The organism is Haematobacter massiliensis (genome assembly GCF_000740795.1).
In the GTDB taxonomy this organism is placed as follows: domain Bacteria; phylum Pseudomonadota; class Alphaproteobacteria; order Rhodobacterales; family Rhodobacteraceae; genus Haematobacter; species Haematobacter massiliensis.
The window spans coordinates 20,840-43,780 of sequence record NZ_JGYG01000010.1 but is presented as its reverse complement, the minus strand read 5'-3'; the positions used below and the strand labels follow the sequence as shown (position 1 = coordinate 43,780).

Annotated in this window: 31 protein-coding genes and 1 tRNA gene; 20 read left to right on the top strand and 12 right to left on the bottom strand. The window is 64.0% G+C overall.

The features are described from left to right. Window positions 1-543: 543 nt before the first annotated feature. From mmsB to CN97_RS14200, 3 genes are read right to left on the bottom strand one after another with little or no spacing between them, the layout of a single operon-like run. Window positions 544-1,422 (bottom strand): 3-hydroxyisobutyrate dehydrogenase, encoded by an 879-nt coding sequence (gene mmsB, locus CN97_RS14210; RefSeq protein ID WP_035712777.1) that lies wholly within the window; start codon window positions 1,420-1,422, stop codon window positions 544-546. Beyond that, window positions 1,419-2,462 (bottom strand): enoyl-CoA hydratase/isomerase family protein, encoded by a 1,044-nt coding sequence (locus CN97_RS14205; protein ID WP_035712776.1) that lies wholly within the window; start codon window positions 2,460-2,462, stop codon window positions 1,419-1,421. Before CN97_RS14205 ends, mmsB begins: the two co-directional genes overlap by 4 nt. Next, window positions 2,462-3,607, bottom strand: a complete 1,146-nt coding sequence (locus CN97_RS14200) for an acyl-CoA dehydrogenase family protein (protein WP_035712775.1) — start codon at window positions 3,605-3,607, stop codon at window positions 2,462-2,464. Before CN97_RS14200 ends, CN97_RS14205 begins: the two co-directional genes overlap by 1 nt. 386 nt (window positions 3,608-3,993) lie before the next feature. Between CN97_RS14200 and CN97_RS14195 the strand changes: the two genes are divergently transcribed. Then, window positions 3,994-4,530 (top strand): VPLPA-CTERM sorting domain-containing protein, encoded by a 537-nt coding sequence (locus CN97_RS14195; RefSeq protein ID WP_084684183.1) that lies wholly within the window; start codon window positions 3,994-3,996, stop codon window positions 4,528-4,530. Window positions 4,531-4,571: 41 nt separating this feature from the next. Here CN97_RS14195 and CN97_RS14190 read toward each other — a convergent pair whose 3' ends face one another. Beyond that, a complete protein-coding gene (locus CN97_RS14190) occupies window positions 4,572-6,068 on the bottom strand; it encodes a CoA-acylating methylmalonate-semialdehyde dehydrogenase (RefSeq protein ID WP_035712772.1) in 1,497 nt (498 codons plus the stop codon). A 100-nt stretch (window positions 6,069-6,168) separates the two neighbouring features. On the opposite strand from CN97_RS14190, the gene CN97_RS14185 reads away from it, so the two are divergent. The 14 genes from CN97_RS14185 to CN97_RS21135 all read left to right on the top strand — a co-directional run bounded on the left by CN97_RS14185 (window position 6,169) and on the right by CN97_RS21135 (window position 16,579). Further along, window positions 6,169-7,068 carry a LysR family transcriptional regulator gene (locus CN97_RS14185; protein WP_035712770.1) on the top strand — a complete coding sequence of 300 codons (900 nt, stop codon included), beginning with the start codon at window positions 6,169-6,171 and terminating at the stop codon, window positions 7,066-7,068. A 58-nt stretch (window positions 7,069-7,126) separates the two neighbouring features. Further along, on the top strand, window positions 7,127-7,561 hold the full coding sequence (locus CN97_RS14180) for a CBS domain-containing protein (RefSeq protein WP_035712768.1): 435 nt from the start codon (window positions 7,127-7,129) through the stop codon (window positions 7,559-7,561). 99 nt (window positions 7,562-7,660) lie between these two features. Beyond that, window positions 7,661-8,152: a pantetheine-phosphate adenylyltransferase gene (gene coaD, locus CN97_RS14175; protein ID WP_035712766.1), complete on the top strand. Its 492-nt coding sequence runs from the start codon at window positions 7,661-7,663 to the stop codon at window positions 8,150-8,152. A gap of 366 nt (window positions 8,153-8,518) precedes the next feature. Beyond that, entirely contained in the window at window positions 8,519-8,701 is a 183-nt protein-coding gene (locus CN97_RS20730) for a hypothetical protein (protein WP_131389450.1), read from the top strand. A 144-nt stretch (window positions 8,702-8,845) separates the two neighbouring features. After that, window positions 8,846-10,042 carry a tyrosine-type recombinase/integrase gene (locus CN97_RS14170; protein ID WP_035712765.1) on the top strand — a complete coding sequence of 399 codons (1,197 nt, stop codon included), beginning with the start codon at window positions 8,846-8,848 and terminating at the stop codon, window positions 10,040-10,042. Then, entirely contained in the window at window positions 10,039-10,938 is a 900-nt protein-coding gene (locus tag CN97_RS20725) for a hypothetical protein (protein WP_131389452.1), read from the top strand. Before CN97_RS14170 ends, CN97_RS20725 begins: the two co-directional genes overlap by 4 nt. 156 nt (window positions 10,939-11,094) lie before the next feature. Beyond that, window positions 11,095-11,328, top strand: a complete 234-nt coding sequence (locus tag CN97_RS14160; RefSeq protein ID WP_051911268.1) for a helix-turn-helix transcriptional regulator — start codon at window positions 11,095-11,097, stop codon at window positions 11,326-11,328. 40 nt (window positions 11,329-11,368) lie between these two features. After that, window positions 11,369-11,710 carry a winged helix domain-containing protein gene (locus CN97_RS14155; protein WP_211253703.1) on the top strand — a complete coding sequence of 114 codons (342 nt, stop codon included), beginning with the start codon at window positions 11,369-11,371 and terminating at the stop codon, window positions 11,708-11,710. Continuing rightward, on the top strand, window positions 11,707-11,922 hold the full coding sequence (locus CN97_RS14150; protein ID WP_035712759.1) for a transcriptional coactivator p15/PC4 family protein: 216 nt from the start codon (window positions 11,707-11,709) through the stop codon (window positions 11,920-11,922). Before CN97_RS14155 ends, CN97_RS14150 begins: the two co-directional genes overlap by 4 nt. A gap of 91 nt (window positions 11,923-12,013) precedes the next feature. Next, window positions 12,014-12,895: a DUF7146 domain-containing protein gene (locus CN97_RS14145; RefSeq protein WP_035712758.1), complete on the top strand. Its 882-nt coding sequence runs from the start codon at window positions 12,014-12,016 to the stop codon at window positions 12,893-12,895. Continuing rightward, the gene (locus CN97_RS14140; RefSeq protein ID WP_035712757.1) at window positions 12,892-14,388 is read left to right on the top strand and encodes a YfjI family protein; all 1,497 of its coding nucleotides are present in this window, start codon (window positions 12,892-12,894) and stop codon (window positions 14,386-14,388) included. Before CN97_RS14145 ends, CN97_RS14140 begins: the two co-directional genes overlap by 4 nt. A gap of 403 nt (window positions 14,389-14,791) precedes the next feature. Further along, window positions 14,792-15,721 carry a helix-turn-helix domain-containing protein gene (locus CN97_RS14130; RefSeq protein WP_035712753.1) on the top strand — a complete coding sequence of 310 codons (930 nt, stop codon included), beginning with the start codon at window positions 14,792-14,794 and terminating at the stop codon, window positions 15,719-15,721. A 79-nt stretch (window positions 15,722-15,800) separates the two neighbouring features. Continuing rightward, window positions 15,801-16,073 carry a hypothetical protein gene (locus CN97_RS14125; protein WP_035712751.1) on the top strand — a complete coding sequence of 91 codons (273 nt, stop codon included), beginning with the start codon at window positions 15,801-15,803 and terminating at the stop codon, window positions 16,071-16,073. Beyond that, window positions 16,070-16,579 carry a helix-turn-helix domain-containing protein gene (locus CN97_RS21135; protein ID WP_051911267.1) on the top strand — a complete coding sequence of 170 codons (510 nt, stop codon included), beginning with the start codon at window positions 16,070-16,072 and terminating at the stop codon, window positions 16,577-16,579. The genes CN97_RS14125 and CN97_RS21135 overlap by 4 nt, the downstream gene beginning before the upstream one ends. A 413-nt stretch (window positions 16,580-16,992) precedes the next feature. Here CN97_RS21135 and CN97_RS14115 read toward each other — a convergent pair whose 3' ends face one another. Beyond that, window positions 16,993-17,424 (bottom strand): hypothetical protein, encoded by a 432-nt coding sequence (locus tag CN97_RS14115; RefSeq protein ID WP_035712749.1) that lies wholly within the window; start codon window positions 17,422-17,424, stop codon window positions 16,993-16,995. After that, a complete protein-coding gene (locus CN97_RS14110; protein WP_035712748.1) occupies window positions 17,421-17,666 on the bottom strand; it encodes a helix-turn-helix domain-containing protein in 246 nt (81 codons plus the stop codon). The genes CN97_RS14115 and CN97_RS14110 overlap by 4 nt, the downstream gene beginning before the upstream one ends. Before the next feature lie 101 nt (window positions 17,667-17,767). On the opposite strand from CN97_RS14110, the gene CN97_RS14105 reads away from it, so the two are divergent. From CN97_RS14105 to CN97_RS14085, 5 genes are read left to right on the top strand one after another with little or no spacing between them, the layout of a single operon-like run. Beyond that, window positions 17,768-18,070 carry a hypothetical protein gene (locus CN97_RS14105; RefSeq protein WP_035712745.1) on the top strand — a complete coding sequence of 101 codons (303 nt, stop codon included), beginning with the start codon at window positions 17,768-17,770 and terminating at the stop codon, window positions 18,068-18,070. Window positions 18,071-18,123: 53 nt separating this feature from the next. Continuing rightward, entirely contained in the window at window positions 18,124-18,345 is a 222-nt protein-coding gene (locus CN97_RS14100; RefSeq protein ID WP_035712743.1) for a hypothetical protein, read from the top strand. Next, window positions 18,342-18,797, top strand: a complete 456-nt coding sequence (locus CN97_RS14095) for a hypothetical protein (protein WP_035712740.1) — start codon at window positions 18,342-18,344, stop codon at window positions 18,795-18,797. The genes CN97_RS14100 and CN97_RS14095 overlap by 4 nt, the downstream gene beginning before the upstream one ends. Next, window positions 18,794-19,018, top strand: coding sequence for a hypothetical protein (locus CN97_RS14090; protein WP_035712738.1), 225 nt, complete (start codon window positions 18,794-18,796; stop codon window positions 19,016-19,018). Before CN97_RS14095 ends, CN97_RS14090 begins: the two co-directional genes overlap by 4 nt. Window positions 19,019-19,041: 23 nt before the next feature. Then, window positions 19,042-19,347: a hypothetical protein gene (locus tag CN97_RS14085; RefSeq protein ID WP_131389461.1), complete on the top strand. Its 306-nt coding sequence runs from the start codon at window positions 19,042-19,044 to the stop codon at window positions 19,345-19,347. Between the two features lie 277 nt (window positions 19,348-19,624). On the opposite strand, the gene CN97_RS14080 is transcribed toward CN97_RS14085, so the two are convergent. The 6 genes from CN97_RS14080 to infA form a co-directional block, all read right to left on the bottom strand. Further along, window positions 19,625-20,098 carry a thermonuclease family protein gene (locus CN97_RS14080; protein ID WP_035712734.1) on the bottom strand — a complete coding sequence of 158 codons (474 nt, stop codon included), beginning with the start codon at window positions 20,096-20,098 and terminating at the stop codon, window positions 19,625-19,627. Between the two features lie 395 nt (window positions 20,099-20,493). After that, window positions 20,494-20,569 (bottom strand) — tRNA-Phe (locus tag CN97_RS14075). A gap of 76 nt (window positions 20,570-20,645) precedes the next feature. Beyond that, window positions 20,646-20,837 carry a DNA gyrase inhibitor YacG gene (locus tag CN97_RS14070; protein ID WP_035712732.1) on the bottom strand — a complete coding sequence of 64 codons (192 nt, stop codon included), beginning with the start codon at window positions 20,835-20,837 and terminating at the stop codon, window positions 20,646-20,648. A gap of 10 nt (window positions 20,838-20,847) precedes the next feature. Continuing rightward, window positions 20,848-21,894 carry a ribonuclease E/G gene (locus CN97_RS14065; protein WP_035712730.1) on the bottom strand — a complete coding sequence of 349 codons (1,047 nt, stop codon included), beginning with the start codon at window positions 21,892-21,894 and terminating at the stop codon, window positions 20,848-20,850. Then, the gene (locus CN97_RS14060) at window positions 21,891-22,466 is read right to left on the bottom strand and encodes a Maf family protein (protein WP_035712729.1); all 576 of its coding nucleotides are present in this window, start codon (window positions 22,464-22,466) and stop codon (window positions 21,891-21,893) included. Before CN97_RS14060 ends, CN97_RS14065 begins: the two co-directional genes overlap by 4 nt. After that, window positions 22,466-22,684 carry a translation initiation factor IF-1 gene (infA, locus tag CN97_RS14055; protein ID WP_035712727.1) on the bottom strand — a complete coding sequence of 73 codons (219 nt, stop codon included), beginning with the start codon at window positions 22,682-22,684 and terminating at the stop codon, window positions 22,466-22,468. Before infA ends, CN97_RS14060 begins: the two co-directional genes overlap by 1 nt. Between the last annotated feature and the right edge of the window lie 257 nt (window positions 22,685-22,941).

The following is a 22,941-nucleotide window of genomic DNA, read 5'->3' as shown; positions in this document are numbered from 1 at the left end:
GCCGATCGGGGCGAGGGCGATCTCCCCATCCGTGCGACGGCCGGTCCGGTGGCCAGCGACCGTTCCACCCGGGCGGCGGCCGGTCAGGCGGCGGGCGGTTGCCCCAGCCGGGTGGCGGTCTGTCGTGGGGGGGACGATTTCCCCAACCGGGCGGCGGTCTGTCAGGCCGGGGCCGGTCAGGCGGCGGCCTGTCGGGGGGAGGGCGGTTGCCATGCTCCGGAGGTATCACGGCAGGCGGGCGGCGATCCCCCCGGTCCCGTTCGCGCCGCGAGGGATCGGGCGTCCGCCCCTGCCGCTCGATCACGGAGTTTCCGGACTCTCGGGAACGGTCGCGGTCGCGGTCCCTGTCGCGGCCGCGCTCCCTGTCGGAACCGCCGCAAAGCGCGGGGTTATCCGCGCACTGCGCTTGAGCAAAAGCGGGCGGCAGTGGCATGACAAGCAGCGCCGAGAGGGAGAAGAGCGCCACGCTTCGCCACAGTGAACCCACAACCCGAGTCATGATCTCCTCCCAGAAATCCCGCGGCTGACCTGCCCGCCGCGCCCTTACGCCATGGATCTGTGTCGTTTTTCGAACCTTGGCAACATCGCGGAAAAATCTTTTCCGCTTCCATCCTCATTATCAACAAAAGTTGCATAGAGACGCGCCGCCAGCTCCCCCATGGGGGTGTCGGCATCGGCGTGTTCCGCCGCTTGCTGGCTGAGGCGGAGGTCCTTCAACATGAGGTCGGAGGAAAATCCCGGCTTGTAGTCGTTATCGGCAGGGGACTTCGGCCCCACGCCCGGCGCCGGGCAGTAGGCGTTCATCGACCAGCTGTAGCCCGAGGAGGTGGAAACCACGTCGAACATCTTCGCGCGGTCCAGGCCCAGTTTGTCTGCCAGCGCGAAAGCCTCGCAGGTGGCGATCATCGTCACCCCGAGGATCATGTTGTTGCAGATCTTGGCAGCCTGCCCCGCACCGGAAGCGCCGCAGAGCACAGCCTTCTGACCCATGACGTCGAAAAGCGGTTTCACCTTCTCGAAGGCTGCCTCCGATCCCCCGGCCATGAAGGTCAGCGTGCCTGCATCCGCCCCGCCGATACCGCCGGAGACCGGCGCGTCAACCGCCAGAAGCCCTGCCTTCTCTGCCTCTTCGGCGACGAAGCGGGCGCTTTCGACATCCACCGTAGAGCAATCCAGAAACACCGCACCCGCTTGCATGGCCGGCACGATCTCCGCTGCTACGGCGCGGAGGATCTTGCCGTTCGGCAGCATCGTGATGACCACGTCGGCGCCACTCGCCGCCTCTCGCGTGGAGGCGGCCATGGAGACGCCCGCAGGCGCGGGGGCGACCAGATCGAACCCGGTCACCTCATGACCCGCCGTGGCGAGGTTCCGCGCCATCGGGCCGCCCATGTTGCCAAGGCCGATGAAACCGATCTTCATTTGAGCTCCTCCTCCATATTCAGTTCGTCGGCGCCAAGCGGGGCCGTGATCTCGGCCGCGCGTGCCGCCATGTCGCCGGGGGCGATGTCCTGCCACTTCGGCTGACGGTCCTTGTCGATGATCTGGGCGCGCACGCCTTCGAGGAAATCACCCTCCTCCAGCAGTCGCCATGTGGCGCGATACTCATGCGTCAGCGCCGCGCGAACGCTCTCCTTCGCGGCCGGGCCGCGGACCAGCGCCAGCGTCACGGCCATCGACAGGGGAGAGTTCCTCTGCATGGTCTTGAGCGTCGCGGCGGCAAAGTCCCCCGGCTCATCCGCCAGCGCCTTCATGATCGCCGCCACCGAATCGTGACGGAAGAGCCGGTCGACCGCGGCCTCATGCTCTGCCAGCGGTGGGGCGGGCGGCTGCTCGGCGTGGCGGGCGATGAGATCGACGCCGCCGCCGGCGGCAAGCTCGGCCTTCAGCAGATCCCAGTGGGACTGCGGGACGTAATGGTCGGCGAAATTCGCATAGATCGCGTCTCCCGGCCCCATCCGGTGTCCCGTAAGGCCGAGATACTCACCCATCCGCCCCGCCGCATGGGCCAGGCGATACGTACCGCCCACGTCGGGTATCAGGCCGATACCGCATTCCGGCATGGCCATCTGCGTCGTCTCGCAGACGATCCGGTCGGAGCCGAGACAGCCTATGCCCACGCCGCCACCCATGACGAAACCGTGCAGGAAGCTGATGATCGGCTTGCGGTATTCGGCGATCTTGGCGTTCAGCCGGTATTCCTCCCGCCAGAACTCCCGGCCAAGCGCATAGTCCCCGTCTCGCCCGGCATGATAGATCTCGGCGATGTCGCCCCCGGCACAAAACGCGCGATCGCCTTCCGCATCCAGCAGGACGAGCTTGACCTCCGGGTCACCCGCCCAGTCGTCCAGCGCCTTCTCCATCGCCAGCGCCATCGGGTGAGTGAGCGCGTTCAGCGCCTTGGGCCGGGTCAGGGTGATATGGCCCGCTTGACCAATCTTGCGGGTAAGGATGTCGGACATCAGGCACGCTCCGTTAGCAGGCTGCGCGAGGTTATCAGGCGCATGATCTCGTTCGTTCCCTCAAGTATCTCGTGCACGCGCAGGTCGCGCACGATCTTCTCGATGCCGTAGTCGGCCAGATAACCGTAGCCCCCGTGAAGCTGGAGGCAATCGTTCGCGGTCCGGGACGCGGCCTCCGTCACGAAAGCCTTTGCCATTGCACAGAATTTCGTGGCGTCGGGTGCGCCGGTATCCAGCTTCCATGCCGCCTGCCGCAGGAATGTCCGGGCCGCCTGAAGGGCGATCTCGCAATCCGCGAGCCGGAACTGCAGCGCCTGAAAGCTGTCCAGCGTCTTGCCGAAGGCCTTGCGCTCCCCCATGTAGGTCAGCGTCCGGTCCAGCGCCGCCTGCGCTCCGCCGAGCGCACAGGCGGAGATGTTGAGGCGCCCGCCGTCCAGCCCGACCATCGCATAGGTGAAACCGCGGCCTTCCTCCCCCACGATGTTGTCGAGCGGCGTTAGGCAATCGTCGAACTGCACCTGCCGCGTCGGCTGTGCACGCCAGCCCATCTTGTCCTCCAGCTTGCCGAAGGACAGGCCGGGGGCATCGCTTTCGACGACGACGGTGGAGATGCCCTTCGGCCCATCGCCCCCCGTGCGGACCATCACGACGTAAGCGTCGGAATAGCCACCCCCGGAGATGAATGCCTTGGTACCGTTGAGCTTCCAGCCTTCATTCGTACGCTCGGCCCGCGTACGGAGCGCTGCCGCGTCGGAGCCGGAGCCGGGTTCGGTCAGACAGTAGGAGAGCACCTTCTCCATCGTCACGGCGGGCCGCAGGATGCGCTCCTTGACATCGTCGGAGGCGAATTTCGCCAGCATCCCACAGCACATGTTGTGGATGGAGAGAAAGGCGGCGACGGAGGGGCAGGCGGTGGAGAGCGCCTCAAACACCAGCGTCGCGTCCAGCCGCGACAGGCCGGAGCCGCCCCATTCCTCTCCGACATACAGCCCGCCGAAGCCCAGCTCCGCCAGTTTCGTCCACAGATCTCGCGGGATCGTGCCCTCCTGCTCCCAAGCGTGGGCAAAGGGCGCAATATGCTCGGCGGCGAATTCGCGGGCGATGTCGTAGATCGCCTGCTGCTCTTCCGTCAATGCGAAGTCCATGGTTCCTCCTCCGGTCTTCGGGTCCACAGAACCCCGCGCCGCGAGGGACTGCAAGTAGCTTCGCAAGGGGCTGATTCGCTCTCAACGCGAAAGAGCACCCATGTATTCTTCTTGAAATTTATTAAACCGATGAAGGAAGAAAAACAAAACCTCAGGTTGTTCCGCATTGTTCATCATATACATATTAATATTAGTATTAATAAATGGTTTCCGACAGAACGATCAAAAAGTTTTTGATTTTAAACAATTTACGTCATAGCCCTTGCCAAGGGCCAAGGCGAACGGCCCGACGACATACAACTTATAGAAGTTTAGTTTTGTAACAGGTGTGACCATGACTGTATTTCTCAAAGCCGCTACCGTCGCCGCTGCTCTGCTGATCCCGTTTGCCGACGGAGGCTGCAACTTTCGACTTTTCCGGCCCTGCCGGAACAGCTCCCTCCTACAGCTACAACGTGGATGGGATCGGCCTCACCGTGACTGCACAATCCTACCTTGTGCAAGCGCCGCTTGCTGTCACCCGCGCGAGCGGCGGACATGGCGTGAATGCCGGCCGTTTCGACAGCAACGAGCTGGATGGGTTCGGCGTCAATGAAGTGCTTATCTTCACCTTCGATCAGGAAGTGACGCTGGGTGATGTCGCCTTCTCCAACGTCGGTCTCTTTGACACCTTCTCCTTCTTCGCGGGCGCGAATACGCCGTGGGATTTCTCCGGGGCTGCGCTTGCCTCCAATTTCGACCTCTCTGGGTACACGGGGACGGTGTTCGGCATCGGCACGATCAATCCGCTGTCGTCCTTCCGCATCGCCTCGCTGGAGGCGACTGCAAAAGACGTGACGGCTCCGGTTCCGCTGCCTGCGGCGGGCTTTGTTCTGCTGGGTGGCGTTGCGGCTTTGGCCGGCCTGCGCCGCCGCAAGTCCTGACCTTGCAAAGGAGGGGGAGGGTATGCCTCCCCCTTCTTCGTTCAGGTGGTCGGGAAGTTCAGCACCGCGCCTTCCTTGATCCCGCTTGGCCAGCGTGCCGTCACCGTCTTGGTGCGCGTATAGAAGCGGAAGGCATCCGGACCATGCTGGTTCAGGTCGCCGAAGCCGGATTTCTTCCAGCCGCCGAAGGTGAAGTAGCCCAGCGGTACCGGGATCGGCACGTTGACCCCGACCATACCGACGTTCACGCGGCTGGCGAAGTCGCGTGCAGTATCGCCATCGCGGGTAAAGATCGCGGTGCCATTGCCATATTCGTTGTCCATGGTGAGCTTCAGCGCTTCCTCATAGGTTTCGCTGCGCACGGTGGACAGAACAGGGCCGAAGATCTCCTGCTTGTAGATCTCCATGTCGGGCGTCACGCGGTCGAACAGGGTCGGGCCGACGTAAAAGCCGTTCTCATAGCCCTGCAGCTTGAAGCCGCGACCGTCAACGACCAACTCCGCGCCCTGCTTCACACCGGAATCGATGAGGCCGAAGATCCGCTCCTGTGCGGCTTTCGTCACCACCGGGCCGTAGTCGATGTCGTTGCCGGCCGTGTAGGGGCCGACTTTCAGCTTCTCGATACGCGGAACCAGCTTTTCCACCAGCCGGTCCGCGGTTTCCTCACCCACCGGGATGGCGACGGAAATCGCCATGCAGCGTTCGCCCGCCGCGCCGAAACCGGCACCAACCAACGCATCCGCCGCCTGATCCAGATCGGCATCCGGCATGATGATCATGTGGTTCTTCGCACCGCCGAAGCACTGCACGCGCTTGCCGTTCGCGCAACCGCGGGAATAGATGTATTCCGCGATCGGGGTCGATCCCACAAAGCCGATGGCCTGGATTGTCGGATTGTCGAGGATGCCGTCAACCGCATCCTTGTCACCGTTGACGACCTGCAACACACCCGGCGGAAGCCCAGCTTCGGTCAGGAGCTCTGCCAGCATCAGCGGCACCGACGGGTCGCGCTCGGACGGTTTCAGGATCATCGCGTTGCCGCAGGCCAGTGCGGGCGCGATCTTCCACAGCGGGATCATCGCGGGGAAGTTGAACGGCGTGATTCCCGCCACGACGCCCAGCGGCTGGCGCATGGAGTAGAGGTCGATCCCCGTACCCGCGCTGTCCATATACTCGCCCTTCAGCAGATGCGGGGCGCCGATGGAGAATTCCACCACGTCCACACCGCGCTGAATGTCGCCCCGCGCATCCGGCAGGGTCTTGCCATGCTCGGACGAGAGGGCGGTGGCGAGCTTGTCCATGTCGCGGTTGATGAGGCGGACGAATTCCATCAGTACGCGCGCGCGGCGCTGCGGGTTGGTCGCGGCCCAGCCGGGCTGTGCCTTGGCGGCGGCGGCAATGGCTTCGTCAAGCTCGGCCTTGGAGGCCAGCGCAACCGTCGCCTGCACCTCACCCGTCGCGGGGTTGTAAACATCGGCAGTGCGGCCGGAGGTGCCGGGTACATGCTTGCCGTTGATCCAGTGACCGAGTTCTTTCACGGTATTCTCCCTCTCCCATCAGAAATCGACGCAACCTTAGTCTTGCAATTTTGCCAGCGGAAGGGGCAGTTTCTCAAAAGCGTTTTGCAAGGATACCTGCATGGAAGTCTCCGACTGGGATGATCTTCGTATCTTCCTTGCGGTTGCGCGGGGCGAGAGCCTCTCGGCGGCCGGGCGCATCCTGCGGCTTGATCCCGCGACGGTGGGCCGGCGTATCGCGCGGCTGGAGGAGGGGCTGGGCGCCATGCTCTTCGCCAAGTCGCCTCAAGGCTATGCGCTGACGGAGGCGGGGCAGGGCCTTCTTACCCATGCCATCCGGGCGGAGCAGGCGGTGAGCGGCGCGATGGAGGAGGCGCGCGGAACACCGGGCAAGCTCGTTGGCGCCATCCGCATCGGGGCACCCGATGGCTGCGCGAACTACCTTCTGCCGCAGGTGACCGCCGCGATCTGTGCCGAGCACCCGGATCTGGAGGTGCAGATCGTCGCCCTGCCGCGGGTCTTCAACCTGTCGAAGCGCGAGGCCGATCTTGCCGTGGGTGTCAGCCGCCCGGAAGCGGGGCGGCTCTCGGTACAGCGTATCGCGGACTACCACCTCCACCTCGCCGCGTCGCGCGACTATCTGGACAACGCGCCGCCGATCCGAACCCTCGCCGATCTGAAGGGCCATCGGATCATCGGCTATATACCGGACATGATCTTCGACAAGGAGATCGACTATCTGGCGGAGATCGGGGCGGAGACCGTCTCCTTCGGTTCCAATTCCGTGGCCGTGCAGTTCAACTGGGTCCGGCAGGGGGCGGGGATCGGGGTGGTGCATGACTTCGCCATTCCTTCGGCTGCCAATGTGGTGCGGGTTCTGCCGGAGGCTTTCGGCCTCACGCGCAGCTTCTGGCTCATCCGTCACGCCGATGACCGTCGGGTGGAGCGTCTCAATCGTTTTGCCGACTTGCTTGCGAGCGGACTTCGGAGAGAAGTTGCAAGACTGGAGGCGATCGCTTGACAGACGATCGGGACGTGTCAGGCTGTCGAGGGGAGCGCTGTTAGGGAGGAGGAATGTCATGCTTGTGCGACAGGTTCTTTCAGGGAAGGGTTCGGGCAACGTCGCGACGATCGACCCCGACATGACGGTGGCGGAGGCGGCGCGGCAGTTGTCGTCCCGCAAGATCGGCTGCCTGGTCGTATCGGCGGACGGCAGAACGCTGGACGGCATCCTGTCAGAGCGCGACATCGTGCGGGAGATCGGGCGTCAGGGCCCTGGTTGTCTGGAAGCGCCCGTCCGTTCCATGATGACGACCAAAGTCGTCACCTGCGCGCCGGGCGATGAGGGTGTCGTCATCCTTTCCCGCATGACGGAGGGCCGGTTCCGCCACATGCCGGTGCTGGAGGAGGGGGCAATGGTCGGCCTCATCTCCATCGGAGACATGGTAAAGGCGCGGCTTTCTGAGTTGTCGATGGAGAAAGAGGCGCTCGAAGGCATGATCATGGGCTACTAGGCGACCGCCCGGCCAGAAAACTTCGGCAAACTTTCGGCGTCCCTCTTGCGTCCGGGCTTGCGATATTGTTGCTTCGGCCCCGAAAGTGGAGGGGACAGCATGCGCATCGGCCTGTATCCGGGGACGTTTGACCCCGTCACCCATGGACATCTGGACATTATCAAGCGCGCGACCGCCCTGGTGGACAGGCTGGTGATCGGCGTTGCGATCAACCGGAACAAGGGGCCTCTCTTCACGCTCGAGGAGCGGGTGGAGATGATCGAATCCCAATGCGCCGAACTGTCGGAGCTGCATGGGGCTGAAATCGTCGTGCATCCTTTTGAAAACCTGCTGATCAACTGTGCAAGGGATGTCGGCGCCTCGATCATCGTACGCGGTCTGCGTGCCGTGTCCGATTTCGAATATGAATTCCAGATGGTCGGGATGAACCGGATTCTGGATCCGTCGGTCGAAACGGTCTTCCTGATGGCAGAAGCGCGTCACCAGTCGATCGCCTCCAAACTGGTGAAAGAGATCGCCAAGCTCGGCGGCGATGTTTCCCGCTTCGTCCCGCCAGCCGTGTCGGACGCGCTGAAGCAGCGCTTCGCCTGAGAGCGGATCACTGCGAGCGGGAAAGAGGTGTTGCACGGGAGCCGCAGGCATCGGCTCTGCGGTCTTCCAAGAGGGTATCTCGCCCCGATGACGGAGAACCACCCGCGGCCCGCGTTGGTCCTTCTCCACGACGCCGCGAGAGCGACGATAGCTACGCGCTCCGCTCCGGCTGGAGTATGAATACCCTGTCGTCGGGGGCCGGGCGGGATATGGCGCGGAACCCAGCATCCCCATCCCGAATGCCGCATGTCACCATGGCAACACGAGATAAGACAATGCCGCGCGATGGACCCTGCCGCGAGGCAGAAGCGCGATGTCCTTCACGTCTCGCTATTCGAGAAGCGGAAGCATTTGTCATGGTGGAAATTGGCGAAGATTCTTCTCGTCGATAATGATCCTCGAGAAGATCGGCAGGGCCTGCGCTCGGGCGGAGCGCGCTCGCGGCCAGAGGCGGGTAGCGATGCAAAGGTGACTTTCACCGGCTTGGATATGGCCGGTCACCGCAGCAAATCTGAAAATGAAATCAGTGGTGCCCAGAGCCGGCATTGAATGGCTCTATATCTGGTCATCAGGCCGTATCAGTTAAAATCTTCGCCACTGATTCTAAAGGGTGTTGCTGTTTCGTTCGGCCTCACGCACAATCATCCAGTATCACAGAATACTAAATCTAGGGGTGGACTGAAAGGTGGACTGGTGCGGGCCTCAAATCGACTGAGCGCGAAAGGGGCGGCGGCTCTTGCCCCCGGCAAGTATGCCGATGGGGCTGGGCTGTGGCTGTTCAAGGATGAGGCGTCGCGCGGCAAGTGGGTGTTGCGCGTGACAGTCCATGGCAAGCGCCGCGAGATGGGCCTTGGAGCGTTCCCCGCGGTGTCTCTGGCAGAGGCGCGGCGAAGTGCCGAGGCAGAACGTGCAAAGGCGCGGGCTGGGCTGGATCCAATCAAAGAGCGGGAGCGCATCCGACGCGAGGCTGCCCGCAATCTGCACCTGCTGAATGATATTTCCCTTGATGCCTTCGAGGCGAGGAAGGCAGAGTTGAAAGGTGACGGTGCGGCCGGGCGCTGGTTCAGCCCGCTCGAAATACACGTTCTGCCGAAGCTGGGCAGGGTGCCGGTGGCGGATATTGACCAGGTGGATATTCGCGACTGCCTCGCCCCGATCTGGCACACCAAGGCGGAGACCGCGCGGAAGGCGCTCAATCGCCTGCATATCTGCCTTCGCCATGCGGCCGCGCTCGGATTGGACGTTGATTTACAAGCCCCCGAGAAGGCCCGCGCGCTGTTGGGAAAACCGCGTCACAAGGCAGAGAATATCCCCGCACTTCCTTGGCAGGAGGTGCCTGTCTTCTACCAAAGCCTTGACGATGGAGCCGTTACGCACCTCGCCCTACGGCTGCTGATCCTGACGGGCGTTCGGTCGGGGCCGTTGCGCTTCCTTCACGAAAGCCAGATCAACGGAGATGTGTGGACGGTGCCAGCCGAGGCCATGAAGGGGCGGAAGGATGCCACGGCAGATTTCCGGGTGCCGCTGTCGCCGGAGGCCTTGTCCGTCATCGAGGAGGCCCGCCGCCATGCGCGTGACGGCTTCCTGTTCCCAAGTGTTCGCAAGGGCGTCATCTCGGACGCTACCATGTCTCGCATGATGGAGCGTCGCGAAATGGCTGAGCGTCCGCACGGCTTCCGGTCCAGTCTTCGCGACTGGCTGGCCGAAGCAACGGATGCTCCGCACGAGGTGGCGGAAACCATGCTGGGGCATGTCGTGGGTGGCTCCGTGGAGCGTGCCTATCGGCGCACTGACTTCCTTGAGCAGCGCCGGGCCTTGCTGGCGCGCTGGGCGCAACACGTTACGGGTCAATCCGGGCAGGTGCTAAAGATGGTGAGGGATAAGATTTGAGCTACGGATACAGTGAAGGATACGGCGGGCTTTCCTCTCTCGACTATTGGCGCTTGGCGGATGAGCTTTCTGTGATCGATGCAGCCATCCTCATTACGGGCAACGACCCTGCCGAGAAGAAAGATGACCGTGACGAGCATGGATACATTATCGGGGAATCGCAGCGTCGCAATTACGAGGGATATGAGGCGGTGTTCAAAGCACTGCGGCTTGCTGTTCTTTCAAATCGTTTACGTGCAACTGTTGCGCTTCGTGCGCGTGATGAGATTTCTATCGATGACAGCTACAACGTTATGGGGGAAATACTACCACGTCGGACCGTGGTTGATGCCAATGCGGATGAGGTGGTGATAAAGTTTGATACCCTTATTCGAGCATCAGGCTACCAGACGTCTATCTTTTCCAACCGATCACTTGCCACGCTGCACAATGCCACAACGCTCTACGTGCTCAAGGAACCCGCGTGGGACGAAACTACCATTCTGGTGGATGATTTAAAGGCTTGGCTTTCGTCTAAGGGCCTCGCCCCCGCGTTCTTCTTTCCGCAAGGCCGACCCGAGGGCTTCAGGGATTCCACCCATCCGCGATACTCGCCAAAGCTCGCGTGTGCGGTGGCGGCCTGGGAAGAGGTTAAGAAACCGAAACCGAATATGAGCGCGAAAGCGACCGTCGAAGAGTGGGTCAAAGCCAATGCGGTCCGATTTGGCATGGTAGGATCGGACGGTGTTCCCGCTTCAAAAGCGGTGTCAGAGGTGTCCGCTGTTGTGAACTGGGCAACTGGTGGTGGGGCTGTCCCAACCCATACAGGGACTGAGCCTTGTGATAATCAAGTAATTGTTAGCGTTGAGAATTTTGGCGTGGTGCGCAACGCATCAGACGAAGGGATTCCTTTCTAGCTTCCGCAAATTTTCAGGTGGTAGCCTGCTGGCTGAACCAACTTCGGTAGTTTGGCTCGCTACCTGTGGCGATGTTTTGCTAACCTGCCCAGCTATTCGTTCACGCTCTGTTTCGCCACCCTGTCAGCCAGTATCAACCCGAATACAGGCTGACCAATGGCTCGCATCGAAACTCAGGCCCTGCGCGATAGCACGGCCATCCCTGTTGACCCGCTTCTGACCGCACGGGAAGCCGCCCCGGTTCTCGGCGTGAGCGTTCCGACGTTCTGGCGGCGCGTGGCGGATGGCACGGTCCCGAAGCCGATCAAGCTAGGGGCTCTTTCGCGCTGGCCCCAATCGGAAATTCTCGCCGTAATCGAGAAGGCGAAAGCCGCTCGAACCGCCGCCTGAAAACCGCCACCCCGAGGCATGGGGCGGCGGCGATATTCTCTTGCGGCTGTGGGAACAGTCCAAGAATAGCGCCCAGCGCCCCGGCCTGCAATCTTCGAGGCCGAGCATGGCTCATTTCACGATCTATCCCGAAGGCTCGCCGCCTTTCTCGGCTTTCATCGAAGGCCGCGAATTGTGGGCGATGGAGAACCTTATGCGCGCCGGGGAAAAGGGTTGCACGCCTATTTCCAATCCGGGGCCGCGCTGGAGCGCCTATGTCCACAAGCTGCGCAAGATGGGCGTTCCCATTGAAACCCGGCACGAAGCGCACGGCGGACCATATCCCGGCAACCATGCCCGCTACATCCTGAAAGCCCGCGTGGTGAAGGGCGGTGCCGCATGATCGAACTGGGCACCATCCGCAAGAATGCGCGGGAGGAAATCCGCTTCACGGTGGAGACCTTCAAGGGTGTGGAGTTGGTGAATGCCCGCGTCTGGTATCTCCACGCGTCCGGGGAATATCGCCCCGGCAGGCAAGGCATCGCCTTTCGCCTGGAACTGCTGGGCGAGGTGCTGGAGGCGCTGGGCAAGGCCCGCAAGGCGGTGCTGCAATGACCCGCCTACAATGGATCTACCTGCGCCGCCTTCATGGGCTAACCGAAGCTCAGGCATCGGCAATTGCTGCCCTGTTCTGGGGGGCTGCGCAATGACAGAGGCCCAGCGCATCACGGCGGCGCTGCAAGGGCGCTGGCATGGCCGCTATGGCTTGGCCCGTTGCCCGGCGCATGGCGACCGCAACCCCAGCCTGTCGCTGTCTGACGGCCCGTCCGGACGGCTGCTGGCCCACTGCAAGACTGGGTGCAGCTTCGCGGCTGTGATGGACGCCCTGCGCGGCCTTGGCATCGTGGAGGGCAGCGGCACCGTTCCCCAGACCGATCCGGCCGAACTGGCCCGCTATCAGGCGGAGCAACGCCGGGAAGCCGAGAAGCGGGAACGTCAGGCGCTCACCGTCTGGCGGGAGGCGGAACCGATCGGTGGCACGCTCGCAGAAACCTACCTTCGCGGCCGGGGCATCACCTGCGCGCTGCCCGAAAGCCTGCGCTTCCATCCCGCGTGCTGGCATCCCACCGCCCAGCGCCTTCCGGCAATGGTGGCGATGGTGGAGGGTACCGACCGTTTCGCGGTGCATCGCACCTACCTGCGGGCCGATGGCAGCGGCAAGGCGGAGGCGAACCCGGCCAAGGCCATGCTGGGGGTAGTCACCGGAGGCGCTGTGCGAGTCGCTGAGGGCAACGGGCCGCTTGTAGTAGCGGAGGGCATTGAAACCGCTCTCAGCCTCTCCAGCGGGCTCCTGCGCGCCCCGGCGACGATATGGGCCGCGCTCTCCACCTCCGGCATGACGAGCCTGCACCTGCCGCCTGCGCCGGGCCGGCTGACCATCGCCACAGATGGTGACGCACCGGGCCGAGCTGCTGGCCATGCGCTTGCCGAACGCGCCACCGCCTTGGGCTGGACCGTCAGCCTGCTTCCCGCGCCGGAGGGGCGCGACTGGAACGACATTCTCACCATGAAAGGGGCCAGCGCATGAACGCCATGCCCGAACCGATTCCCTTTAAGGCCGAATGGCCTGACGCCGATTTGCGCCTGCTGCGCGCCGACCTGCCCGAACCGCCCGCACTTCCCCTTGATGATGTGTTCTCACCGGGCTGGGGCGCGTGGATGCGCGACGCGGCGGCATCGAAAGGCGCGCCCGCCGATTATGTCATGGCGGCGCTTCTGTCGGTCTGCGCTTCGCTGGTGGGCAACACCCGCTGGCCGTCGCCCTGGGCGGGATGGGCAGAGCCGCCCGTGGTTTGGTCCGTCATCATCGGCCTGCCGAGCGCCGGGAAGAGCCCCGCTATGGATGCCGTTCTGGTGCCATTGAAGCGGGTGGAGCGCGAACTGCGCGAGGCGGCACAATCGGCCCTGACAGATTGGCGGGGGAAGGCCGAGGTTTCCAAACTGGCGGAAAGCGCCTGGAAGGAAGCGGTCAAAGCCGCGATCAAATCCGGGGATGAGCCGCCCGCGCGGCCGTCCAGCGCCGATCCGGGAGCCGAGCCGCCAATGCCCCGCCTCGCTGTCTCTGATGCCACGGTGGAGAAACTGGCGGTCATCATGGCGGGTCAGCCGCGCGGTACCTTCATGGCCCGTGACGAATTGGCCGGTTGGCTGGGGAACATGAGCCGATATAGCGGCGGATCGGACCGGCCGTTCTGGCTGGAAGCCTACGGCGGGCGGTCCTTTTCGGTCGAACGCATGGGGCGCGACCCGGTCTATATCGACCGGCTGACGGTTGGCGTTCTTGGCGGCATCCAGCCCGACCGCCTGCGCAGCCTGCTGATGAAATCGGATGATGATGGCCTGCTGGCCCGCTTCCTGCCGGTCTGGCCAAACCCCGCCCCGGTCAAGCGCCCGGACGCGGCGCACGATGATAGCTTTCTCGATGCCGCCCTGCGCCGCCTTCTATCGCTGGCGATGCCGACCGATGAGGCAGGGCACATTCGGCCGTGGTTCGTGCCCTTCGATGACGCCGCCCGCGACCTGCTGGACAGGTTCCGTCAGTCTGTCAGGACGTGGGAGGCGGATGCAGAGGGGCTGCTGCTGTCCTTCATCGGGAAGCTGCCGGGGCTGGCTGTCCGCCTGTCGCTGGTGCTGGCAATGATGGAATGGGCGGCCGGGGAAGCTGGAGAGCCGCATATTATCACTGCCGACCATTTCGGACGGGCCGGGCATCTGGTGGCGGAATACCTGCTGCCGATGGCCCGCCGCGCCTATGCTGAGAATGCCGGGGGCAAGACGCATCGGGCGGCCCGCGCGCTGGCTGCCCTGATCCGCGAAGAAGGGTGGCACAGCTTCACTGCGCGCGATGTGCGCCGCAAACAGCGAATGCACCTTCAGGACATGGACGCCATAAACCCTGCGCTGCGGATGCTGGAGACCGCCGATCTGATCCGGCTGATCGAGGTGCCGCCGGGATCGAAGGGCGGCGCACCGAAAAGGCTCTATTCGGTCAACCCCGCCGTGCATGAGGTGGCGGCATGAGCATCTGGCTCGAAGCGGCGAAACAGGCGCGGTGCCAAACTGACAGAACTGACAAAACCCTCTCAATCCACGCAAACCCAACCACGCGCGCTGACGCCCCTGCCGAGGTTCCGTCAGTTCTGTCAGTTCGTCAGTTCAAGCGGGATAGTCATTCCAGTCCCGGCGCCTCGCCACGTGCACTCACCACTTCAGGGCAGGATGATGACGATATGTTCCGGCATGGCCGATCCATCGCCGGGAATCCGGTCACATGGACAGGTCGCATCATCCGGCTCGATGAGTGGCGCCAGCTTTCGGCATGGGACCGCCACGGGCCGGATGGCCGGTTGTTCTGCGGCATCTGCCGGGCGTGGGTAGCGGCCGACAGTTTCCCGCATTGCCACGGTGAGAACGGAGGTGCGGCATGACCGTTCACGCGTCCACATTGGACATGGAGAAACTGCGCAAGGTCCGGGCGCTGATGCAGGGCGGCAAGACCGAAGGTGAGCGGCGGGCCGCCCGGGGGAGAGCGGAGGCGCTGGCATCCCGCGCAGGTATGACGCTGCAACAGGCGCTGTCCAGACTGGACGCCCCATCTCCTGCTGCGTCACAGGCGGGCAATCCCTTCGCGGGGTTCGCGGATTGGATGGAGGAGCGGGAACCGGGCTACAAGGCCCGTGAGGCGGCCCGTCGTGCCGAGAAGGAAGCCCGTCGCCTCGCCCGCTGCCGGGAGTTGCTGGCCGTCTACGGATCGGAGGACGCGGTATTCGCGCCGACCGATCTGGAGGCCGCCTTGCGTGATGCCCTCGCCCCGCTGGCCGATGAGGAACGCAGGGGGCTCTACGGATACCGGGACTTCCGCTATTGCGACGGACCAACGCCGGAGATGTGGCAGGCCATGCGCGGCGCTGTCCGCGTCCCGGAGACGGTGCAGGAGGCATGGGCGGCCTACCAGGCGCATGAGGCCCGCACCGATGACCGGATCGCCTTCTGCCCCGACTACACGCCGTGGGAGTGGGAGGAAGCCTGGCGCTCCGCATTGGTGCATCTGCTGGACACGCTACGCACGCCCACCGCCGAAGGCATCGCCGCCCGGCTGGCATGGATGGACGATCTGGCCAATCAGGAGTTCACGCGCGGTATCGACGCGGACAAGGCGCTCATCACCGCATTGCGGGCGGACTTCGCCAGCTTCACGGCATCCGTCCAGACTGGACGGGTCAGAACCGGCGACCGCCGCGCTGCCGTGCTGGATCTGCTGGCCACAGAGCCCGGCCTGTCGGATCGGGAGATTGCGCGACGGGTGGGATGCAGCCCGCAGACCGTGGGGAACTGGCGCAGGAGGGCGGCATGACCATGTCATCTCCTCGCGACCCTTTCCCGTCAATGCCTTCGCCCGCCTGTAACCCCCATTTTAGACGCAGGGAGGCATGATGCCCGGACCTGACCCGTTCGGCCTGTCCTATGAGGAGAACGAGCACGGCCGTCCTGTCGTCATTGCCGAGATGTGGACAAGCCGCCTGCCGCCTTTCACGGGCTGCCCCAGAACCCGCCTTGCCCGCGCCCGTGCCGTGCTGGCCAACCTCAAGCGCGATGGCTGGACCTGCCCACGCTGCGGCCGTCCCGTGCCGCTCTATCGTCGCGCCGATGCCGTCTATTGCTCCACCGGCTGCCGCAAGCGTGCCATGCGGGAGCGCAAGGCATGACCGGAGCCGAGCTTGCCGCCATCCGCAGGGCTGCCGGACTGTCGCAGGGGGTTCTCGCCCAGCGCGTGGGCATTGGACGACATGCCGTCAGCTATTGGGAGTGCAAGGCTGAGGTGGACCGCAGCGCATGGGCGGTGCGGCGCATGGCTGAGGTGCTGACGCTGCCGGATCAATCTGACATCAAACGCGCGCCCGTGGGATGGGCTGAAAGGATGGCGGCACAGGATCGGGCACGGGAAGCCGCCTTCATGGCACAGGTGACGGCTTGGGAGGCACGGGATGCCCAGCGCCGGGAAGAACAGCGGGCAAAGCTCCAGGTGCGCTGCAAGGCCCGGACGCGGAAAGGCACGTCCTGCCGGTGCAAGTCGGAACCCGGCAAAAAGCGGTGCAAGTTTCACGGCGGCATGTCCACGGGGGCGAGGACGCCGGAGGGGCTGGAACGCATCCGTGAAGCACAGCGGCGGCGCTGGGCACGCTGGAGGGCGGAGAAGGACAGCCGGGACTGAGCATCGCTCTGCGCCGAAACCCGCAAGAAATTGCGGGAATTCAGAGGCCGCAGATATGCAAGGTTTCACCCATGTTCTGCCGGGATGGGGTTGATAAAAGTTGACCCGCTCGATTCGGGGCCTCGTCATGGGGTGATAGTGGCCACCTGCCGCAATCGGACAGCAATACGCGCCCGCGTGGGGATGGGCTGATACGGCAATCCTGCGCGCTGGGCGCTGACGGGTTTTCAGGAGCCATTGCGCAGGGGATGGGCTGATAGCATGTGCTGGGCGCTGGGCGACCAATACACGCCCGTGCGCCCGCATGTCATGGGCTGTCAGGGCCTGCCGGGTGCCACCCTGAGATTACCCTAACATCGGCAGCCCGCCCTATGGGGTGTTTGTGGCTGCCGGATTTCAGGAGTCGCCTTAGCTCACAGGCAGTCGGCGACGAAAGCCGCAACCTTGTCGATGGCGACGCCAAATTTGTGCTGGGTCCAAAAGACCTTCCGGCGCTCAGAGTCGAACGTGTATAGTTCCTTTGCCCCCTCAGGATAGGTAACTAGAACGCTCACATATCCCGCATCGGTTGCGTCGATTACGACCACATGCCCACCCTGCGCGCGGGCTGAGCTCATGCCAATAACGTCCCGGATCAGAATGTCCGGCTCCTTGTTGATGAGAACAAGCTGAATCTCCCCCTTGGAGATACCGTCTTTCTCCCATTTCGCTTCGGGACTGAATGGTCCGACGGGATAGAAGCCGTATCCTGCGGAGGCGCCACAGGAAAACAATGTCTCCGATTGGCTAGGGTGCGCGACCGAAACCAGTGCGGTTGCAAGGGCCGCCATGGCAAGCGCTCTCATGCCACCCTCCCGCCCAACGCCACGCCCGGTCCCGTCGCCACCTGTCCGCTTTCGAGGAACTGGATGCCCTGGGATTCAAGGGCCTTGCGGATTGCTTCCACGGTTTCATGCCGACCGGAAACCAGCCCCTTGGCGGCATCCATCCTTTGGATGGTCGGGTAGCTGACGCCTGATGCTTCGGCCAAGTCAGAAGCCGTCCAGCCGAGCAGGGCGCGGGCGGCGCGGATTTGTTCACCGTTCACTGTCCACCTATAGAAAAACTATCAGTAACGACAGAAAACCTATTGATAGGCTGCCTATCTTGATGTATAGATAATCTATCACAAGAGATAGAGCAATCGCCATGACCTACGACCGCTCTGCCATCATGAAAGCCGCCTGGACCATCGTGCGCCGCTTTGCCCGTTCGCGGGAGCCGCTGCGCCAGAAGCTCGCCCGCGCCCTGCGCTGCGTGTGGTGGGATGCCAGGCAGGCCGCCGCCGTCGCTGCCCGTGTCGCGGCGGAGATGGCTCGTATCGCCGCCGCCGTCCGCCCGGCTGAGGAAGTCCGCGCCGAAATCTTCCTGATCGAGTGCAAGGACCGGCTGGAGCCCTGCGACTGGCGCCGCCTCGATGCCCTGCGCGCGGAACTGCGCGCCGCTGCCTGACCCGCGCCCCGGCGCAACCAATCCCCGACTATCGCTCTAGAAAGGAGCCCGACATGCGTAACCCCATTCCGGGGAACGGCCTCGGCTTGCCCGCTGCCGCCCTTCACGAAATCCACGACTGCCTCGCGCTGGCGCTGGACGCGACCGAAAGCCGCCACCCGTTGCCCCAGCCGATCCGGGAGGCCCGGAGCTACATGCGGGCCGCGCTGCGCCACACGCGCAACCTGATGAATGGGGGCGGGATGGCGACGCACAGCGGGGAGACCCGGTCATGAAGCGGCGCACCCTCGTTCATGCTGCCGTTGCGGTCCCGCTGGCAGGCTTCATCCAACGTCATGCCTTCCCGGATGCAGAGGCTCGCCCGCTACCGCCCGGGCGGTGGCAGGGGGCCAGCGCCGCCGCCACCCCTCAAGAGGAAACGCCGGTCATGCAGTGGTTCCGGCGCTGGCAGGAGGCAACCGTGGCGCTCAACAGCCGGGATATGACCGACGAGGAATTCCAGTTGGCGAACGAGGACCGGATCGCCATTGAAGACAGCCTGATGGCTATCCCGGCAGAGAACGCCCGCGACTTCACAGCCAAGGTCTACGCCTATACCAATCGCGGCGAGGTGGGGCTGCCGAACCACAATGAAGCCCCGGAGCTTTGGGCTGAGGCCCGCGCGCTTTTGTTCAACGCTGGCACCATCGTTCACCGTGCATCTCATCCGCAGGAGGATCGGGCATGATTACCGGCAAAGACATTGCCCATATCGACAGGCCCGAACGGGCTGTGAGCTTCGCCTATACCGTCTCCAGCCTCGTCACGGCCGCGCGGCTCGCGCTGGAGGTGGACACAGGCAATGATGATGCGGAGATGCAGAAGTGGGCCGCCGTGCGCACGCTGGAACTGGCTGAGGTGTTCATGGGCGCTGTCATCGACGGCATGGAAATGTCGGGGATGAAATGAGCGACGGGAGCGAGGAGAGAGGCATGGGACACACCCAGCCGGACGAAAGCCCACTCCGGGCGATGTATCGACGCTGGCAGGAGGTGAAGGCAGGCCACCGGGCAACGGACGACGAGGATGAGGAGGACAGGCTCTTTGATGAGATGCTTGACCTTGAGCAGCGAGCCGCGGATTTCGAGCCGCAGACCATGGAAGACATGGCTTTCAAAATCGTCTTCGCGGACGACAACGGCGACATGGACATGAACATCCACCAGACTGCGCTTGTCGCGAGGGCCTATCGCATCGTGGGCATCGAGCCGCTGGACAGGTTCGGCAAGTCGCTCTGACAACATGAGGGCAGCGTGCCTTCATCGCCACAGACTGACGGCCCCGCCCAGCGCGGGGCTTTGGCCATTCTGGACGGGCGCTTAGGTTCCTCCCGACATATGAGGAACCAAATTGATTCGATCTGTTTTTGTGTGCGCGTTGGCACTGGTTTTCGCCATTGGACTTTCGGCCCCGGTTTCAGCGCACGGTGGCGGGTGCAGGAAGTCATCCCCACCGGGCAAGTGCTGTCACATGGACAACAAGCGCGGCGAGGTGCACTGCCACTGAGGTAGGAGCCTAGCGTCTCTGGGCTTTGCGCCAATCCCACGGCATCTGGAACTCACCCGCCCATATCCCGCGCTGGGCGGCACGGGCTTCCCGTTCGTCGTCGTCATAGGCCCGGGAATAGCGGCGATAGGCGACGGCCCATCCGTTCGCGACCATCCAGCGGTTCACGTCCGTTCCGCGCACCGCGCACACCGCAACGATGCGGCCGTATTGATCAACGTCCTTCTCGGCACAGGAGACAGGGGAACGGTCGATGAAACCCGCCAGGGCATTCGCGGCCTCTGTCCCGCATCGCCATTCCTTGCCTCCGCTCTCGCACCGCTGCCGCCCCTCCGGGCTGTCGATGCCATGCAGCCGGATGCGCTGACCGTGTATCTCGATTGTGTCGCCGTCGATGACGCTCGCGGTCCCTGCGATGGTGGCGGGGGCGGCGTTCGCAATGGGCGCGGCAAGTAGCGCGATGAGGGCAAGGGCGTATTTCATGCCGCCACATAGGATGCCGGGTATTGCTCCCGCAAGCGGCGACGGAGGGGGGTGGTTAAGGTGCGTGGCCAGTGCAGCCCATCACACCCGCGCTCAGGTTCTCGTGCGCACCTGCGATTCAGGAAAAGGCAGCACCGGGGGGGGGGTGATTGGCGTCCGGGTTCGGTACCCGCTCTGACGACCCGCGCCCCTCTCACGCGCAGATTTTTTCGTCCGGTTGAATTTGCGCACTGCGGACTTCGGCCCGGTCGGGACGAGGTTCGGGCACGGGCCGAAGTCTCACACGGTATCGAGACGTATCGGGCAAGCGCGCGCCGAAAGGTGGCCTGAAGGGTGGACTGAGAAAACGATAGTCCACTCAAGTCACTGATATTATTATGTTTTCGTGATTTTAGTGGTGCCCAGAGCCGGAATCGAACCAGCGACACGCGGATTTTCAATCCGCTGCTCTACCAACTGAGCTATCTGGGCACCGTCCGGTGGGCTCGCCCGCCGGTGGAGCGGTGTTTAAGTGAGGGCGGAGAGACTGTCCAGAGGCAAATGCCGGTCAATGGCGGATTTCTTTCGGCTCCGCCACGGACCCTGTTTCGATGTCATCCTCGTCCGGCGCGTCCTCTTCCGTGGCGGGAATCGCATAGGCGCCGGTCAGCCATTTCCCAAGGTCGATGTCGGCGCAGCGACGCGAACAGAAGGGGCGGTATTTCTCCACCGCAGGCTTTCCGCAGATCGGGCAGGGCATGGCAGCCTCCTCAGGCGAGGCCGGACACCAGGGGCAGGCGCTCGCGTTTGCGTTGCAGTTCGAAATTGCCCAGCGGCGTCCATCCGGCCAGGCTGGTCTCTCCACCCTCTGCCCGGAAGGCGGCGCGCAGAACCTGCTCGAGCGCCGTCCGGTCCTTTTTGGGCATGGGCGCGAAATCGACGAGGATTTGCCCGCCAAGCCCCTTGAGCCGGAGCAGGCGTGGCAGTTCACGGGCAGCGGCAATATTCGCCTTCAGGCCAGCGGCGGGGCTGGTGTCGCCCCCGGTATTCACATCGACGGCGACGAGCGCCCGTGTCGGTTCCACATGGAGATTGCCGCTTCCCGGAAGAACGGCAGTCGGCAAAAGAACCTCCGCGATCTGCTCCTCCACCCCGAAGCGGACAAAGGCACCGACCGCATCGTCCACCTCATCGGCGGGCGGGTCGGACCAGTCGCGCCAGGCGATGTCCCAGGCGCCGGCGCCCTCCACCAGCAGCTCCGGGCCGCCGGTGGTATCAGCGATCACCGCCTCGGCAAGGCCACGCATGGTGGCGATATCCTCGGCGATCTCTTCCTCTTCCGCGCGGGCGGCAGCGGTGCGGAGCACGAGACCGAAATCCTCCGGCGCACCCTCCATCGCTGTTTGCGCGATAGCGGTCAGCGCCTCGCGCACATCGGTATCATGGATGGCGCGGGAGACGTTGAGGCCCGGCGCGCCGGGGGTCACGATGGCGAGGCGGCTCTTGAACAGCAGGCGGGTACCGACCGGCACGGCCTTGCCGGGCTCCGCCCAGCCGGTGACCTGGACAATGAGGCTCTGACCGGGGGAAAGGCCGCCCGCCTGCCGGAGGAAGCCCTTCTGCCCATCGGGCAGGCGCAGGAAGACACCGCCCTGACCCTTCATCTGACGATCGACGATGCCCCGGCAGATCGCGCCCGGTTGGAGGCCCGCATCTTCCGCCGGATCGACAAGGAAATCCTCAAGCCTGCCGTCGATGAGCAGGGCGGCGGCGGGCCGGCCCTGCCAATGGTCGAGCAGGATCACACGTCCCTTCATGCCGCCTCCCGTAGCGATAAGCCCGCGGCGGTAAGAAGCTGCGCCGTTTCCGCCACGGGGAGGCCGACGACGCCGGTGAAGGATCCTTGCAGCCAGGGAATGAACGCCCCCGCGCGGCCCTGGATCGCATAGGCTCCGGCCTTGCCCTCCCATTCGCCGCTGGCAAGATAGCCGTTCAGTTCGGCGTCCGAGAGTCGTTTCATCTGCACGGTCGTTTCCACGACCCGCTCCCACAGACGTTCGCCACGGCGGACAGCGACAGCGGTGATGACGTTGTGCCGGCGCCCTGCAAGGGCAACCAGGAAGGCTGCCGCCTCCGCCGCATCGGCGGGCTTGCCGAGGATCCGCCGTCCTAGGGCCACCGTGGTATCGGCGCAGAGCACGACATCCTCCGGCGCTGCGGTCACGGCAGCGGCTTTCTCCCGCGCCATCCGGGCGCAGTAGGGCCGCGGCAGTTCGCGGGCACGGGGGGTTTCGTCGATGTCGGGGGGGAGGATCGCATCGGGACGAAGCCCGAGCTGCGCCAGAAGTTCCTTCCGGCGCGGGCTGGCCGATCCGAGGATCAGGCGCATTACTTGAAGCGGTAGTTGATCCGGCCCTTCGACAGGTCGTAGGGCGTCATCTCAACCTGAACGCGGTCGCCGGCAAGAACGCGGATCCGGTTCTTGCGCATCTTTCCTGCCGTATGAGCGATGATTTCATGGCCGTTCTCCAGCTCGACCCGAAACGTCGCATTCGGCAGGAGTTCCTTCACGACGCCGGGAAATTCGAGCAGTTCTTCCTTGGCCATGTTCACTCCAATAGGGATCGCCCGCAAAAATCGCGGGCAGGGGATAGATGCTCCCATTTGCGGGGAATTTCAAGCGGGGAGTTGCGGCAAGGCGAAAAGAAACCGGCTTCCCGTGGAAGCGGTTCATTTCGGGGCAGGATGCCGGGAGCGGGCCCGCCGGTCAACAGCCCCGTGTCGGCCCGGTGTCGCTTTCCCGCCGAGAAGCGTCGGACGGACGGCATCGGCCCGCGCGGCGGCATAGCATGGTGCCAGCATCT

Bases quoted from the DNA above. Each gene is read 5' to 3' on its own strand.
- CN97_RS14080 (WP_035712734.1), bottom strand. From the start codon at position 20,098: ATGAAATACGCCCTTGCCCTCATCGCGCTACTTGCCGCGCCCATTGCG.
- CN97_RS14065 (WP_035712730.1), bottom strand. From the start codon at position 21,894: ATGAAGGGACGTGTGATCCTGCTCGACCATTGGCAGGGCCGGCCCGCC.
- infA (WP_035712727.1), bottom strand. From the start codon at position 22,684: ATGGCCAAGGAAGAACTGCTCGAATTTCCCGGCGTCGTGAAGGAACTC.
- CN97_RS14180 (WP_035712768.1), top strand. From the start codon at position 7,127: ATGCTTGTGCGACAGGTTCTTTCAGGGAAGGGTTCGGGCAACGTCGCG.
- mmsB (WP_035712777.1), bottom strand. From the start codon at position 1,422: ATGAAGATCGGTTTCATCGGCCTTGGCAACATGGGCGGCCCGATGGCG.
- CN97_RS14205 (WP_035712776.1), bottom strand. From the start codon at position 2,462: ATGTCCGACATCCTTACCCGCAAGATTGGTCAAGCGGGCCATATCACC.
- CN97_RS14130 (WP_035712753.1), top strand. From the start codon at position 14,792: ATGACCGTTCACGCGTCCACATTGGACATGGAGAAACTGCGCAAGGTC.
- CN97_RS14060 (WP_035712729.1), bottom strand. From the start codon at position 22,466: ATGCGCCTGATCCTCGGATCGGCCAGCCCGCGCCGGAAGGAACTTCTG.
- CN97_RS14150 (WP_035712759.1), top strand. From the start codon at position 11,707: ATGATCGAACTGGGCACCATCCGCAAGAATGCGCGGGAGGAAATCCGC.
- CN97_RS14145 (WP_035712758.1), top strand. From the start codon at position 12,014: ATGACAGAGGCCCAGCGCATCACGGCGGCGCTGCAAGGGCGCTGGCAT.
- CN97_RS14095 (WP_035712740.1), top strand. From the start codon at position 18,342: ATGAAGCGGCGCACCCTCGTTCATGCTGCCGTTGCGGTCCCGCTGGCA.
- CN97_RS14085 (WP_131389461.1), top strand. From the start codon at position 19,042: ATGGGACACACCCAGCCGGACGAAAGCCCACTCCGGGCGATGTATCGA.
- CN97_RS14115 (WP_035712749.1), bottom strand. From the start codon at position 17,424: ATGAGAGCGCTTGCCATGGCGGCCCTTGCAACCGCACTGGTTTCGGTC.
- CN97_RS21135 (WP_051911267.1), top strand. From the start codon at position 16,070: ATGACCGGAGCCGAGCTTGCCGCCATCCGCAGGGCTGCCGGACTGTCG.
- CN97_RS14160 (WP_051911268.1), top strand. From the start codon at position 11,095: ATGGCTCGCATCGAAACTCAGGCCCTGCGCGATAGCACGGCCATCCCT.
- CN97_RS14070 (WP_035712732.1), bottom strand. From the start codon at position 20,837: ATGCCCTGCCCGATCTGCGGAAAGCCTGCGGTGGAGAAATACCGCCCC.
- CN97_RS14200 (WP_035712775.1), bottom strand. From the start codon at position 3,607: ATGGACTTCGCATTGACGGAAGAGCAGCAGGCGATCTACGACATCGCC.
- CN97_RS14105 (WP_035712745.1), top strand. From the start codon at position 17,768: ATGACCTACGACCGCTCTGCCATCATGAAAGCCGCCTGGACCATCGTG.
- CN97_RS14100 (WP_035712743.1), top strand. From the start codon at position 18,124: ATGCGTAACCCCATTCCGGGGAACGGCCTCGGCTTGCCCGCTGCCGCC.
- CN97_RS14125 (WP_035712751.1), top strand. From the start codon at position 15,801: ATGCCCGGACCTGACCCGTTCGGCCTGTCCTATGAGGAGAACGAGCAC.
- coaD (WP_035712766.1), top strand. From the start codon at position 7,661: ATGCGCATCGGCCTGTATCCGGGGACGTTTGACCCCGTCACCCATGGA.
- CN97_RS14140 (WP_035712757.1), top strand. From the start codon at position 12,892: ATGAACGCCATGCCCGAACCGATTCCCTTTAAGGCCGAATGGCCTGAC.
- CN97_RS14090 (WP_035712738.1), top strand. From the start codon at position 18,794: ATGATTACCGGCAAAGACATTGCCCATATCGACAGGCCCGAACGGGCT.
- CN97_RS14185 (WP_035712770.1), top strand. From the start codon at position 6,169: ATGGAAGTCTCCGACTGGGATGATCTTCGTATCTTCCTTGCGGTTGCG.